The organism is Phyllobacterium sp. (assembly GCF_037994405.1).
Taxonomy (GTDB): domain Bacteria; phylum Pseudomonadota; class Alphaproteobacteria; order Rhizobiales; family Rhizobiaceae; genus Phyllobacterium.
In genome coordinates, this window is sequence record NZ_JBBNAN010000248.1 from 26,475 (window position 1) to 40,931 (window position 14,457).

The following is a 14,457-nucleotide window of genomic DNA, read 5'->3' on the forward strand; positions in this document are numbered from 1 at the left end:
ATTGTGCGGATAGTCGAGATGGAAAATGAGAGGGGCGATATGGAAAACTATATCCGAACCGAATTGCAGGATGGCTTTACGATCCTGACGCTGTGTCGTCCGGATGTGCGCAATGCCCTCAACACCGGCATGCTGCAGCAACTGGCCGAAGCCCTTTCCAAATTCGATCGCGATCCCGATATACGCACAGTCATTCTGACCGGCGCAGACGGCAATTTCGCTTCCGGCGCTGATATTGGCGAGATTGCCGACAAGACCGCGGTCGACGGCGTTCATGATCTTCGGCTGCAATTCTGGGAAACTATCGCCAGGTTCAGAAAGCCGCTCATCGCCGCGGTCGAAGGCTATTGTCTCGGCGGCGGCTTTGAACTCGCGCAGCGCTGCGATCTAATCGTCGCCGCCGACAATGCGATATTCGGCCAGCCCGAAATCCGGCTTGGCCTGATCCCCGGCGCTGGCGGCATCCAGCGCCTTGCGACGAGCATCGGCAAGGCACGGGCGATGCGCCTCGTCCTCACCGGGGAGACAATCACGGGGCAGAAGGCGTTCGACTGGGGCCTCGCTTCCCATAAAGCTGCACCCGGCGAAGCGCTGCAATCGGCCAAGGAAATCGCCGCCAAACTGGCGAAGGGCGCGCCGCTGGCGCAGCAGTTCGCCAAACAGGCGGTGTTGACCGCGTTGGACAAGCCGGAAGGTTTCAATTTGGAGCGGCGGTCCTTCGAACTGCTGCTTTCGACGGAAGACAAGGCGGAAGGGATTGCAGCGTTCCGCGCCAAGCGCAAACCGGACTTCAAGGGGCGCTGATTTGACCGAACCGATTGATACAATTGCCGTCATTGGCGCCGGTGTCATGGGACGCGGCATCGCCCATCTCATGGCGCGAGGCGGCAAGCAGACGATACTCTACGACGCAGCAGCGGGCATGGCGGAAAAGGCCAAGATGTCTATCCTCGCCGAGGTTGACCAGCGTATCGCGCGCGGCAAGGCCAATGAAGCCGAGCTCAGCGCCTGCACCAGCAACATTACTATTGTCGGTAACCTGCATGACCTGGCGTCTGCGGACCTTGTTGTCGAAGCAATCATCGAAACGCTGGAAGCAAAGACTGCCCTTTTCCGTTCACTGGAAACCGTGTGCAGCGATCGCTGTATCCTCGCCACCAATACTTCTTCGTTGTCGGTCACCGACATTGCCAAGGTGCTGCGCAAGCCACAGCGTTTTGCCGGATTGCACTTTTTCAACCCGGCAACAATGATGAAACTGGTCGAAGTTGTCGCCGGGCCGTCGACGGAATCCGGCACCACGAAGCGTCTGGTGAACCTTAGTCACGATCTCGGCAGGACAGCGGTCGAGGTGCGAGACAGCCCGGGCTTCCTTGTCAATCGCTGCGCGCGTCCCTTCTATGGCGAAGCGCTCAAAATGCTGGAGGACGGCGTTGCGGATGCCGCAACCATTGACGCCTGTCTCAAACTCGAAGGCGGCTTTCCGCTTGGTCCGTTCGAACTGATTGATCTTGTCGGCGTCGATATCCATCTCAATGCCACCCGCGCTGTCTGGAATGCCTTCGGGCAGGCGCCACGCTTCACGCCATCGCCTCTGCTCGAAGATTTGGTGAAGCAGGGAAAGCTGGGTCGAAAGACCAATGCCGGCTTCTTTGCCTATCCGCGGGAAGCAACTGCGCCACTCAGCAAACAAAGCTGCCATCCAGACATTTTTCTGCGCGTTGCGTCCATGCTCGCCAACGAAGCCGCTTTTGCTTTTCAAGAGGGTCTCGCCCCAGCGGAAGGGATCAATACCGCTCTGAAATTAGGCCTCAACTTCAAGCACGGGCCGCACGATCTGGCGAAGATGATCGGCGTTCCGGCCATCATCGACACACTGGAGCGTTACGCCAAAAACGACTCGTCCGGCCGATACACAATCTGTACGGCGCTCGCGGAATTTGCGGATCAATAGGTCCGCGATACGCCCACACATTCTCGTTATTGTGCGTCCATGGGGGCGACATTTGCCCATGGGGCAAGTATAGGTAACAGCTGGCCAGCTCATGGCCACTCAAACCATCACCCTCAGCCACATCATATCCGTCAGGGGAGTTTTAACCATGGAGTATCGTCAACTTGGCCGCTCCGGTCTCAAAGTATCCGCGCTCAGCCTCGGTACGATGACGTTTGGCGGCGCAGGCAAGTTTGTCAAGACCGGCGATACCGACTTAAATGGCGCCAAGCGCCAGATCGGCATGGCGCTGGATGCCGGCATCAACCTCTTCGATACAGCCGATGTCTATTCGGCGGGCCTGTCCGAAGAAATTCTCGGCCAGGCACTCAAAGGCAAGCGTGACAATGTTCTCGTCGCCACCAAGGCCCGGTTCCGCATGGGCGAAGAGGTCAACGATGCAGGCCTGTCGCGCTATCATCTCATCCGCGCCGCCGAAGCGAGCCTCAAGCGCCTCGGCACCGATCATATCGATCTTTATCAGTTGCATCAGTGGGACGGGCTGACGCCGTTGGATGAAACGCTCGAAGCGCTTGATACACTCGTGCGCTCCGGCAAGGTGCGTTATGTCGGCGTGTCGAACTTCTCCGCCTGGCACCTGATGAAGGCAGTGGGTACCGCAGCGCTGAAGAATTTCATTGTCCCCATCAGCCAGCAAATCCATTACAGCCTCGAGGCGCGCGAAGCCGAGTATGAGCTGATCCCTGCAACGCTCGACCAGCAGCTCGGTATCCTCGTCTGGAGCCCCCTGGCCGGTGGGCTTCTCTCCGGCAAGTATCGCCGTGACAAGGCAACACCGGAAGGCACGCGCCAGATTGCCAATTGGGGTGAGCCGCCGATCCGCGACCAGGAGCGCCTCTACGATATCATCGAGGTTCTCGTCGCCATCGCCGAAGCGCGCAATGTTCCGGCCGCGCAGATTGCGCTTGCCTGGCTCCTTGGGCGCAAAGGCGTAACGTCGGTCATCGTCGGTGCGCGCACGGACGCCCAACTGGCGGACAATCTCAAGGCCGCCGATGTGGTCCTGACTGCTGAAGAACGCGAGAAACTCGACAAGGTCAGCCAGTTGCCGCTCATCTATCCGTACTGGCATCAGGCCTGGACCGCGTCAGACCGTCTTTCTGCCGCTGATCTTTCCCTGATCGAGCCGCATCTGAACAAGTAATCATGGACCGGCGATGGGAGGATCGCCGGCAGCGAGAAACATCATGCCATATTCCAGAGACGCCATATCGCCTGCCGCCGAGCTTGCCGAACCTTTGACGCCAGAATTGCCGGGGCTTTCCCCGGCATTGACATTTTTGTTCGCCTTTGCCTGCGGCGCTATGGTGGGCAACATCTATTACGCGCAGGCGCTGATTGGCCTGATCAGCAGCGATCTCGACATGCATGGCGGCATGGCGGGTTTCATCGTCACCGTGACGCAGCTTGGCTACGGGGCAGGGCTGCTGCTGCTGGTTTCGCTTGCCGATCTTATCGAAAACCGCCGCCTGGTCCTGATGACGCTCGGCGGAACAGCACTCGGCCTCGCTGGCGCGGCTTTGTCCGGCTCGGCAATCACCTTCCTCCTGTGCTCCTTTGCCATCGGCTTTTTCGCCTGTGGTGCCCAGGTCCTCGTGCCCTTCGCCTCGCATCTCGTTCCCGCCGCCTCGCGTGGGCGGACGATCGGCAACGTCATGGCGGGGCTATTGACCGGCATCATGCTGGCACGACCTTTGGCAAATCTCGTCGCATCGGAATTCGGCTGGCGTGCGATCTTCTGGATTTCCGCCGCCGCGATGCTGGTGGTGTTGGTGCTCCTGCGTGCCGCGCTGCCGCAGCGTCAACCGCATGGCACCATGCGCTATCTGGAAATCATCAAATCGATGTGGCATCTCCTTGTCACAACACCCGCCCTTCAGCGCCGCGCTCTCTATCAAGGTATTATCTTCGCCAGCTTCAACTTGTTCTGGACCGCGATACCACTGCTCCTGACCGAGAAATTCGGCTACAGCCAGCGCCAGATCGCCATGTTTGCGCTGGCCGGGGCGGCTGGTGCCGCCGCTGCGCCCGTTGCCGGACGGCTTGCGGATCGCGGCCATACCCAGCGCGGCACCGCCGTCGCCATGATCACGCTCACGATCTGGTTCATTGTTGCCGGCTGGGGCGGAACGGCCATCTCCATTGCGGCGCTGGTGCTATCCGCGATTTTCATCGACAGCGCCGTACAGACCAACCAGATCCTCAGCCAGCGCATCATTTTTTCATTGAATGAACACGCGCGCGGCAGGCTCAATGCGGTCTATATGACCATCGTCTTCCTGCTCGGATCGGCGGGTTCGGCCCTTGCTGCTGCCACCTATTTTTATGGCGGCTGGTGGATAACAGCACTCACCGGCGCCGGACTTGGCCTTGCGGTGCTTCTCGTTTTCTCAACCGAGCGTTCGAGGAAATCCTGAGGCTCATGCCGACCATTGCGGGATGTCGTCGCGCTCGCCAATAAGCGCGAGGCCATGGGCGATGGAAAGCAGTTCGCCGCCGCTCTCGATGCGGCCGTGATCGAACCGTTCGGTGAAGATGCGCCGCACGGCCGGTACGAAAGAGGTGCCGCCGGTCAGGAATATCTTGTCGATCTGTCCAGGCAGGGTGCCTGTCTTTTCCAGCACGTCGTCAAGGGCAGCTTCGATCCGCGCCAGATCGCCCTCGATCCAGCTTTCGAAATCGGCACGGCGGATGGTCTTGCGCCCTCCGCGTCCGAGCGGTGCAAAGTTGAACTCCGCCTCGTCTGCCGATGAGAGCGCAATCTTCGTCGCCGACACGGCCTGATACAGCGGATAGCCTTCGTCGTGATCAACCAGATCGACGAATATCCCCAGCTTTTCCGGTTCCAGGCTGTCGCGCACCAGTTTCTTCAGCGCTGCAAATTCCCTCGATGTCTTGAAGATGGAAAGTTGGTTCCAGCGACCGAAATTGGCGTACCACGAGCCGGGAACTTCAAGTGTTTTATCGAAGCTCTTGAACAAGCTGCCTTTTCCGATCTGTGGTGCCACGATTTGATCGATCATGCGATAGTCGAAATGATCGCCAGCAACGCCAACGCCTGAATGGCCGATCGGTGTGGCGCTGAGTTTGCCGCCAAACGTTTGGAAACGGATGATGGAATAGTCGGTGGTGCCGCCGCCAAAGTCGGCCACGAGCACCGTGGCGTCTGATTTGAGGTTCTGGGCGAAATAGAATGCAGCCGCCACCGGCTCATAGACGAAGTGGATTTCCGGAAAGCCGAACCGGGTCAATGCCTCATTGTAGCGTTCAGTCGCCAGTGCCGGGTCCGGATTGGCACCGGCAAAGTGTACCGGGCGGCCGGTGACGATGCGGCTGACGTCCGAAGGCCAATGATCGCCGGCATAGGTCCGAAGACGGCGCAGGAAAATTTCCATCAAGTCTTCGAAGGTCTGGCGCTTCGCAAAAATCAGTGTTCCCTGAAACAGGGCACTTGCAGCAAAGGTCTTGATCGACTGCAAAAAACGGCACTCGCCCGGGTGGTCGATGAACTGGCGGATAGCTGCGTGTCCGGCCTCTACCTTCAGTGCCGAAGCCCTGGCGAGCGGGTCTTTCATGAAGGACAGTGCAGTGCGCATGCTGTCGGCAGTGCCGGCGGCGCTGGTGAAGGCCATGGAATGAGTCGTCGCTCCATTGGCCAAGGCCATGACTGTATTGGTTGTGCCAAAGTCGAAACCCAGCGCCTGAGCCATCGCAGCGCTCCTTTTGTCCAGTGAATTTCAAAGATCGAGGCATTGTCCGCAAAGGCGGCGCGATGCGCCCTCAATAAGGGAGGCGCGTCATGCCACAGCGAAGCGACAGATGCAAGGGAGCAGGGCGGGACTTGACGCTGTTGTGAATTACGAGGTCAGCGCCCGTTCTTCGGGACTCTTGATGAAATCGACAAAAGCCCGCAGTGGGGCGGGCATGTGCTTGCGGCTCGGGTAATAGAGCCGGGGACCAGTGAAATTCTGCCACCATCCGCTTAGAACGGGTACCAGATCGCCACGTTTGAGGCTGTCGTCCAGGTATTCCTCGAACGTGTGGATCAGTCCCAGGCCCGCGACAGCTGCGCCTATCCCTAGCTCCGCGGTCGAGGCGATCAAGGGTCCCTTGGGCGTTATCTTCACCACTTTTCCATTGCGCTCGAACTCCCAGTTGGGAACGACACCGCTGGCGAAGCGGTGGCGAATGCAGGCATGATTGATCAAATCGCGCGGATGCTGCGGTGTTCCGTATGCAGCAAGATAGGATGGTGCCGCGGCGACCATGAAACGCTGGGTCCGCGGTCCGATGGGAACAGCGATCATGTCGCGCTCGATGCTTTCATCATAGCGGATGCCCGCGTCAAAACCTGCCGCAAGCACATCAATGAACGTATCGGAGGCTGAGATCTCCAGCGTGATCCCGGGATGGGCAGCAAGAAAGCGATTGACGATTGGCGGCAGGATTCTTTGCGCCGTAATGATTGGCACATTGAGTTTCAGCGTTCCCGTCGGACTGTCGCGAAAACTGTTCAATGCATCGAGCGCCCCGGCAATCTCGCCGAGCGCCGGCGTCAGGCGTTCGAGCAACTGGTTCCCCGCCTCAGTTGGCGTGACGCTGCGTGTGGTCCGGTTGAGAAGACGCACGCCAACGCGCGCTTCCAGCCGGCGAATGGCGTCGCTCAGGGAGGATGCCGAAACGCCGCGAAGAGTGGCGGCAGCACGAAAGCTGCGCGTCTGCGCGACGGCAACAAGGGCGCCAAGGTCAGAAAGATCTGGATCGATCATTGTGCATTTTTCCGAACAACCCGTACAGAATGCACTGGATTATCGCACAAATACAGATCTTTTATCTTATCTCTCGAACAATCCGTCCAATGGACAAGACCAAGGAGTTTGAGAATGCAATATCGTCAACTTGGCGCGACGGGACCACGCGTTTCTGAAATCGGGCTCGGCTGCATGGGCATGTCGGGCATATATGGTCCTTCCGACCGGGCGGAAAGCATCGCCACCATTCACGCCTCGCTTGAATCCGGCATCACATTTTTCGACACCGGCGATTTCTATGGTTCTGGCCACAACGAACTGCTGATCTTCGAGGCGCTGAAAGGCAAGAAGCGCGAGGATGCGATCATCAGCGTCAAATTCGGCGGGCTTCGCGATCCTGCCGCCGGCTGGACCGGAATCGATGCGCGGCCGCAAGCGGTCAAGAATTTCCTTGCCTATTCATTACAGCGGCTTGGCGTCGATTATATCGACATCTACCGTCCGGCGCGGCTGGATCCTAACGTGCCGATCGAAGATACCATCGGCGCCATCGCCGACATGGTGAAGGCAGGTTTTGTCAAACATATCGGCCTGTCGGAGGTCGGTTCAAAAACGATCAGGAGGGCTGCCGCCGTTCACCCGATCGTCGATCTCCAGATCGAGTACTCGCTGATTTCCCGCGGCATCGAGGATGGCATCCTTGAGACCTGCCGCAAGCTTGGCATCGGCATCACCGCCTATGGCGTGCTCTCACGCGGCCTGATCAGCGGCCACTGGACCAAGGATCGCGCTGGCCCCGGCGATTTCCGCGCCCACAGCCCGCGCTTCCAGGGCGAGAATGTCGACAAAAATCTTGCCCTGGTTACGGCTTTGCAGAAAATCGCCGAAGCAAAGGGTGTCACTGTCGCGCAGATCGCCATTGCCTGGGTTGCATCGCAGGGCGACGATATCATTCCGCTGGTCGGTGCCCGCCGACGCGACCGCCTCACCGAGGCGCTTGGCGCTCTCGACGTCAAACTGACACCGGAGGACATGGCAGCCATCGAAACGGCGGTTCCGAAAGGCGCAGCTGCGGGCACGCGCTATGCGGAAGCGCAGATGGCACATCTCGACAGCGAAATCGGCCACAACTAACCCGGCAACAACATCCCGGAGACAGCATCGTCTCCGGGATGTTGCATTCCCGGTATTCACATCGGCGGGACGACACCATTGGTGCCGACCACGACGCGTTTGGTCGTCAAAGCCCCGTCGCTACCGCGTTCAGCCGAGACGAAGACTGTCGCTCCCGGCTTCAGGTCATCCTTTGTCGCCTGCGCGAGCGTCACGATCGGCGTTCCATCGGGAATTGCGATTTTCTTTTCCGTGCCATGGTAGACAACGGTGACCGTGCGCCCATCAACGCCCTTGACGGCATCCGCAACCGTGGCGTTGGTCATGCTGCTGTTCGGCTTCAGATCCCACGGGCGGTCGCCCTCGCCGGTGCCTTTGAGGACCGCGGGGAAGATCACGACCTCCAGTGCACTGCTCAGTCCTGCTTCCTTGGGCACATTGGTGATCCCGACGAAGTCGCCTTTCTTGATGTCGTCGATTGACGCCTTGGCGACGCCGCCTACGACCCAGCCGTCGCTCAAGGATACGGTCGCATCCGGACCTTCGCGCGTCTTAACCACCAGCGACTTGTCGGTGACGCTCTCAATGGTCCCGCGGACATTGATGCGCGTGGCAGCCTGCATGCTGTTTGCCGCCTGGCCGGCCTGTTTTGCCATCCCGGCTGCATCAGCCTGCAGCGGTAAGGACAGTGCGACCGCTGCCCCCAGCACGAAGGCCGGGAAGCCTATCTTGAGTATCGTCATAGCCATGGTCATTCTCCTGTTAGGACAGGCAACTGGCGGGCCCTAGTGCCCCGCCGGTTTTGGCGCCTGTTTTTCCACGTGCCCGCCAAACTCACGTCGCATGGCGGACAGGATCTTGTTGGCGAAGTCGGCATTGCCGCGCGAGCTGAAGCGCTCCTGCAACGCAGCGCTGAGCACGGGTGTCGGCACGGCCTCATCGATGGCCGCCATGACGGTCCAGCGCCCTTCGCCGGAATCAGAGACATGGCCCGCATAGCTCGCGAGGGTCGGATCGTCGTAAAGCGCGTCGGCAGTGAGATCGAGCAGCCAGGAGCTGATCACGCTGCCGCGCCGCCACACTTCGGCGATCTCCGGCAGATCGAAATTGTATTGATAGTGTTCCGGATGCTTGAGTGGTGTCGTTTCCGCGTCGGCTTCATGGGAACGCATGCCGATATCGGCATTGCGCAGGATGTTGAGGCCCTCGGAATACGCTGCCATCAGCCCGTATTCGATGCCGTTATGGACCATCTTGACGAAATGCCCGGCGCCATGCGGTCCGCAGTGCAGATAGCCCTGATCGGCAGTACTGCTCGTCTTTTGCGGTCGGCTGGCTGTCACGGGAATATTGCCCTTGCCCGGTGCGAGGGCGGCCAAAATCGGCGAAAGATGTTGCACGACATTCGGTTCACCACCAACCATCAGGCAATAGCCACGTTCGAAACCAAATATGCCGCCGCTCGTTCCAACGTCGACATAATGAATTCCATGCGATTTCAGCTCGCCACTGCGCCTGATATCGTCATGGTAATAGGAATTGCCGCCATCGATGACGATGTCGTCCGCGTCGAGCAAGGGCACCAGCTTGGCAAGAACCTGATCAACCACGGCGGCAGGCAGCATCAGCCACACAGCACGCGGCCGCGCCAGCAACGAGACGAACTCCTCAAGTGAAGTGGTTCCCTTGGCGCCGAGGCGCTGCAGGTCGGTCATGCTCTCCGCGCGCGTATCATGCACCACACAGTCGTGGCCGTGCTTCATGAGGCGCTGTGTCATGTTGCTGCCCATGCGCCCCAGTCCAATCATACCAAGCTGCATCTCGAATTCTCCTCAGGAGGGGTTGGAATCTGTTCTGGAGGCTGCACGTTATCGGGGGCAGGAGCAACAATAAGTTAGGTCCGCCTGCTTGACAGCACAAGCGAGCAACACGGTCATAAGATCGTGATGGGGTAAGGGGCTGTGCACAGTTCCTGCACGAAACTCCTGAGATTCTCCCTTTCGGCACCACACGGGCTCCCTGATCCGCTTGCACAAAAGTGTCATGCGACCCAGCCCTTCCAACATTGCCTTCCTGCCACTTCCTTTGCCATCGCGTCTGCTCGCCGATGGCTGGTGGCTTGTGGACCAGCCCAACCCCGGCGCTGGCGCGACAATTCTCCCGTTCAAATCCAGAACCGCAACAGACGATCCTTCAACCAGGAACAGCGAAAAATGATCTCCACACGCGCCCGACAATCGAGTTTCCCATCACGTCTGGGCATTGCCCTTGTTCTTGCGCTTTCTGCCGATTTCCTGCTGTTTGACCAGACGCCGGGAATTTCTGTTTTTATTTTCGCCGCGTTGCTCGCTGCTGCCATTATCCTCGTCCACCGGTTCCCGGGAGGTCAGAAAGCGCTGCTCGCGAAATGTGTTGCTCTGCTCATTGGATTGGTGCCGCTTATTGAAAACGTCAGTGAACTGTCAATTTCAATTGCGTTGCTTTCGCTTGCGGCTTTCGCGCTGGCCATGGCGGGCCGGTTGCGTGCCAGGCTTCTGCCGATTGTCGAGCAAATATTTGGTTTCCTGCTCGTAACACCAATCCACCTGGGGTGGGATTTGCGCCGCTGGCGGCTAGCTGCCAGGCGGGTCGGCGGTGGCACCGTCAAACTGGTGAGCCTGATCGTCTGGCTGATGCCGCTCATATTGTCGGCGGTTTTCATCGCCCTCTTCGGCGTTGCCAATCCCGTCATCGAACATTGGCTGTCACTGATCGACTTTTGGGCGCTCCTCAATCGTATTGAAATCGCGCGGATTCTGTTCTGGATCGTGGTTATTGTTGTCACCTGGGCCTTTTTGCGGCCCCGTTTGCGCCGGCGCGCTCGCCGTTCGACATGGTTGCCAGTCTCGCGCCAGACAACCACCATTGAGGACATCGTCTTTGGCAAGGCGGCAATCTTGCGGGCATTGATCCTCTTCAATGCAATTTTCGCAATTCAAACCCTGCTGGATGGTGCCTACCTGTGGGGTGGAGTGGCTTTGCCTGCTGGCGTGACCTATGCCAGCTATGCCCATAGCGGTGCCTATCCGCTGATTGCGACAGCACTCCTTGCCGCGTTGTTTGTGCTGATCGCGATGCGGCCCGGCAGCGCCACTTCGGCTGACGGTCGCATTCGTATGCTCGTCTACGCGTGGATCGCTCAAAATGTGGTGCTCGTCATTTCGTCGATATTGCGGCTCGATCTCTATGTCAGCATCTATTCGCTGACCTATTGGCGAGTATCTGCGTTTATCTGGATGGCACTGGTGGCAACGGGTCTTATGCTGATCATGGCCCGTATCGCCTTCGAAAAATCCAGCGAGTGGCTGTGCAGTGCCAATTTTCTGACGCTTTTTGCGACGCTCTATCTCTGCTGCTTTGTCAATTTTGGTGCGTTGATCGCAAGCTATAATATCCAGCATAGCAGGGAACTCGGCGGTGAAGGGCAGCAACTGGATATCTACTATCTGAGATCGCTTGGTCGTGAGGCAGTCCCGTCGATCGATCGTGTCTTTGCCGAAGGAAGACTGACCACAGGTAACAGCTCACCTATTCTGCGACAGCAGCTTTATGAGCTTGTGATGCGTTACGACGAGAGCAACGCGAATTGGCGCGGCTGGACCTTTCGCAATTGGCGTCTTTCCCGCTATCTGGAGCGAAATCCTTTTGCGCCGGCCACCCAGGACGCGGCCTCGAACGAACGTTGAAAGAAGCATTGTCATGGTCCATCGTATTCTGGTTGCCGATGATGATCCGCACATCCGCGAAGTGATCTGTTTCGCCCTGGAGAAGGCGGGCATGGTAACCGACATCGCTGCCGACGGAATTGCCGCACTTCGCCAGTTCGAGCGCAAGACGCCTGATCTGGTGGTTCTCGATATCGGCATGCCGGAAATGGATGGACTGGAGGTCTGCCGCGAACTGCGGAAGAAATCCACGGTTCCGATTCTGTTTCTCTCGGCCCGCGATGACGAGATCGACCGTATTCTTGGGCTGGAGATCGGCGGCGACGATTATGTCACCAAGCCATTCAGCCCGCGTGAACTGGCGTCACGCGTCAACGTCATCCTACGCCGTGTCCGTTCGGTACCGGTGGCGGATACGAGCGCTACCATCCCGATGATACATGGCCGGCTGTCGCTCGATCCGGGGCGGCGGAGTGCAGCTTTCGGCGGCAAGGAAATTGACCTGACATCGATCGAATTTTCGATTGTGAAGAGCCTGCTTGCTAGGCCCGCGCATGTACTTACACGCAACCATATCATGGATGCGAGCCACGCCGCCAATGTCCACGTCTCGGACCGCACCGTGGACAGCCACATCCGCAACATTCGCGCCAAATTTGCTGCAGCCGGTTGCAATGATGTTATTGAGACCGTCCACGGCGTCGGATTTCGCCTCGGCAGGTGCGGTACATGAAGATCACGAGGAAGTGGCGTCCACCTCTTGGCTTGGTCGTACTGGCTATCCTCATCGCGGTCATGCTGCTGCCGCTCGTCGGTCTCTTTTTCTTTCGGCTCTATGAGAACCAGCTGGTCCGGCAAACAGAGGCCGAACTCATCGCCCAGGGCGCGGTGGTTGCCGTAACCTATGCGCGCGAGGTGAGGGAAGCCGGTATTCCTCCCGCTGAAATGGGCGCGACAATTGCTGCCGCACCTGCGAACCAAACCGGGGAGCGCTACCGCCCAATTGAGCCGCGTCTCGATCTGGCCACGGACGCCATCTTGCCGCGCCGCCCTGATTCGGTTCCGGCAACCAGCAATCCTGCCTATGCCGCAATCGGTGCACGGCTTTCCGGCACCCTTGCCGAGGCACAAGACACGACGCTGGCTGGCTTCCGTCTGCTCGATCCCGCCGGAACCGTTATTGCCGGTGGCGGCGATATCGGCCGTTCCTTCGCCAGAGTTGAGGAAGTTCGCGCTGCACTCGCCGGGAAATACATGAGCGTGCTGCGGACGCGTGTGCTGGATGAACCAGCGCCGCCCCTTTATTCAATCAGTCGCGGAACCAAGATACGCATATTCGTGGCGATGCCGGTGATCGTTGGTAACAAGGTGGCAGGCGTTGTCTATCTGTCGCGCACGCCAAACAATATTGTCAAACATCTTTATGGCGAGCGCGGTAAAGTGGCACTCGCGGTGGTCAGCATATTGGGCGCGACTTTGCTCATCGGTTTGATTTTCCTGCGCACCATCAGCCGGCCGATTTACGAGCTGATGGACCGGACGACCCGCATCGCGGCCGGTGATCGCGATGCGATCCGTCCTCTCAGCAGCCACGGCACGCGGGAGATGGCTGAACTATCCGGGGCATTCCTCGACATGGCACAAAAGCTTCAGGCACGTTCGGATACGATCCGCACCTTCGCCACGCACGTCTCGCACGAGCTGAAATCGCCACTCACAGCTATTCAGGGTGCGGCGGAACTATTGCGTGACGGCGAGGACGAAATGGACCGCGCTCAGCGGCAGCGCTTTTACGACAATATCATCGCTGATACCGGACGGCTGAACCAGCTTGTCCGCCGCTTGATAGAGCTTGCGCGTGCCGAAAGCATGACCCTGACCGGAGAGACGACCTCGCTTGCCGAAGCTCTGAAGATCGTCGTTGTGGACAATCGTCACTCTATCCAGCTCGAAAGTGGCAGCGAAGTCCGGTTCCGCATGTCTGCAGAGAATGCGGCCATCATCATGGCCAATCTGGCCGACAACTCGGCACAACACGGAGCCACACACCTGTTTATGTCGGCCATTGAGGAACGCGAGACCGTCGTCATAGCTGCATGGGACGATGGCACGGGAATTTCGCCGGGCAATCGCCCGCGTGTTTTCGAGCCATTCTTCACCACGCGGCGTGAGACCGGCGGTACCGGCATGGGCTTGGGTATTGTCGCAGCCTTGATCAAAGCCCACGAAGGAACCATCCAGCTAATGGATTCCGGAACAGGTACACGTTTTAAGATCAGGTTGCCTCTGGCTTGACGCTTACCACCGGCGGTAGCGGCGATACCGGTTGTCGTAAATGATAAGTGGCTTGTTGAACTGCATCTGTTCAAACTGTGCTCTGCTTGCGGCGCGACGGTCGAGCTCGAGATTGAGCAGGCAGGAGGCGAAGCCGTCTGTCCCACGTTTGAAGCCGTAGGAAGCGCATGTCCGGGCATCGATTGCCCGTCGCTCCTCCGGGGTCATCGTCGTGCATCCCGCGGCAAGGAGGGTACGCAGCAGGACCGCACGCGTCGATAGTCTTATCATCTCCCTCCGAACAGGACCTGCGTCAAGTGCCGGCAACTCAAGCCGCGATTCGACATTATCCCGATTGCTTGGAATGTTTAACAGCCAGACTTTGGTTGAACGCGATGTTGAGGTAGGGTGGTGACCATCAAGGTCACATGAGGAAGGGGCCTATAATCAATAAAAGCACAACGGCTCCTGCCAATATTGGCAAGATCGAGAAACCCGAAGAAGTGGGCTGCGGCCTCAATACCAATTTGGCAAGGTCAGCAGCACCGTGGCTGCAATTTCAGTAAATACGACAAAGACGACGAACGGAATAAACCCGTTG

At 58.7% G+C, this 14,457-nt stretch carries 13 protein-coding genes; 8 read left to right on the top strand and 5 right to left on the bottom strand.

Annotated elements, in window-relative coordinates:
• Positions 1-39 precede the first annotated feature (39 nt).
• The 4 genes from AAAC48_RS14035 to AAAC48_RS14050 all read left to right on the top strand — a co-directional run bounded on the left by AAAC48_RS14035 (position 40) and on the right by AAAC48_RS14050 (position 4,431).
• On the top strand, positions 40-804 hold the full coding sequence (locus tag AAAC48_RS14035; RefSeq protein WP_340654768.1) for an enoyl-CoA hydratase-related protein: 765 nt from the start codon (positions 40-42) through the stop codon (positions 802-804).
• A gap of 1 nt (position 805) precedes the next feature.
• Positions 806-1,954: a 3-hydroxyacyl-CoA dehydrogenase NAD-binding domain-containing protein gene (locus AAAC48_RS14040; RefSeq protein WP_340654769.1), complete on the top strand. Its 1,149-nt coding sequence runs from the start codon at positions 806-808 to the stop codon at positions 1,952-1,954.
• A gap of 148 nt (positions 1,955-2,102) precedes the next feature.
• A complete protein-coding gene (locus AAAC48_RS14045; RefSeq protein ID WP_340654770.1) occupies positions 2,103-3,158 on the top strand; it encodes an aldo/keto reductase in 1,056 nt (351 codons plus the stop codon).
• A gap of 43 nt (positions 3,159-3,201) precedes the next feature.
• Positions 3,202-4,431: an MFS transporter gene (locus AAAC48_RS14050; protein WP_340654771.1), complete on the top strand. Its 1,230-nt coding sequence runs from the start codon at positions 3,202-3,204 to the stop codon at positions 4,429-4,431.
• Between the two features lie 3 nt (positions 4,432-4,434).
• Here AAAC48_RS14050 and AAAC48_RS14055 read toward each other — a convergent pair whose 3' ends face one another.
• Positions 4,435-5,724 carry an Hsp70 family protein gene (locus tag AAAC48_RS14055; protein ID WP_340654772.1) on the bottom strand — a complete coding sequence of 430 codons (1,290 nt, stop codon included), beginning with the start codon at positions 5,722-5,724 and terminating at the stop codon, positions 4,435-4,437.
• 147 nt (positions 5,725-5,871) lie between these two features.
• On the bottom strand, positions 5,872-6,783 hold the full coding sequence (locus AAAC48_RS14060) for a LysR family transcriptional regulator (protein ID WP_340654773.1): 912 nt from the start codon (positions 6,781-6,783) through the stop codon (positions 5,872-5,874).
• 114 nt (positions 6,784-6,897) lie between these two features.
• Here AAAC48_RS14060 and AAAC48_RS14065 point away from each other — a divergent pair, with 114 nt between their 5' ends.
• Positions 6,898-7,899, top strand: coding sequence for an aldo/keto reductase (locus AAAC48_RS14065; RefSeq protein ID WP_340654774.1), 1,002 nt, complete (start codon positions 6,898-6,900; stop codon positions 7,897-7,899).
• A 56-nt stretch (positions 7,900-7,955) separates the two neighbouring features.
• On the opposite strand, the gene AAAC48_RS14070 is transcribed toward AAAC48_RS14065, so the two are convergent.
• Together AAAC48_RS14070 and gnd are read right to left on the bottom strand one after the other, a co-directional pair.
• Positions 7,956-8,534: a hypothetical protein gene (locus AAAC48_RS14070; RefSeq protein WP_340654782.1), complete on the bottom strand. Its 579-nt coding sequence runs from the start codon at positions 8,532-8,534 to the stop codon at positions 7,956-7,958.
• Positions 8,535-8,663: 129 nt separating this feature from the next.
• Positions 8,664-9,698, bottom strand: coding sequence for a phosphogluconate dehydrogenase (NAD(+)-dependent, decarboxylating) (gene gnd, locus AAAC48_RS14075; protein WP_340654775.1), 1,035 nt, complete (start codon positions 9,696-9,698; stop codon positions 8,664-8,666).
• Between the two features lie 393 nt (positions 9,699-10,091).
• Here gnd and AAAC48_RS14080 point away from each other — a divergent pair, with 393 nt between their 5' ends.
• From AAAC48_RS14080 to AAAC48_RS14090, 3 genes are read left to right on the top strand one after another with little or no spacing between them, the layout of a single operon-like run.
• Complete coding sequence (locus AAAC48_RS14080) at positions 10,092-11,603, top strand: DUF4173 domain-containing protein (protein WP_340654776.1); 1,512 nt, start codon at positions 10,092-10,094, stop codon at positions 11,601-11,603.
• 13 nt (positions 11,604-11,616) lie between these two features.
• Positions 11,617-12,315 carry a response regulator transcription factor gene (locus AAAC48_RS14085; RefSeq protein WP_340654777.1) on the top strand — a complete coding sequence of 233 codons (699 nt, stop codon included), beginning with the start codon at positions 11,617-11,619 and terminating at the stop codon, positions 12,313-12,315.
• The gene (locus AAAC48_RS14090) at positions 12,312-13,877 is read left to right on the top strand and encodes an ATP-binding protein (protein ID WP_340654778.1); all 1,566 of its coding nucleotides are present in this window, start codon (positions 12,312-12,314) and stop codon (positions 13,875-13,877) included. The genes AAAC48_RS14085 and AAAC48_RS14090 overlap by 4 nt, the downstream gene beginning before the upstream one ends.
• Positions 13,878-13,880: 3 nt before the next feature.
• Here AAAC48_RS14090 and AAAC48_RS14095 read toward each other — a convergent pair whose 3' ends face one another.
• A complete protein-coding gene (locus AAAC48_RS14095; protein WP_340654779.1) occupies positions 13,881-14,147 on the bottom strand; it encodes a hypothetical protein in 267 nt (88 codons plus the stop codon).
• Positions 14,148-14,457 lie beyond the last annotated feature (310 nt).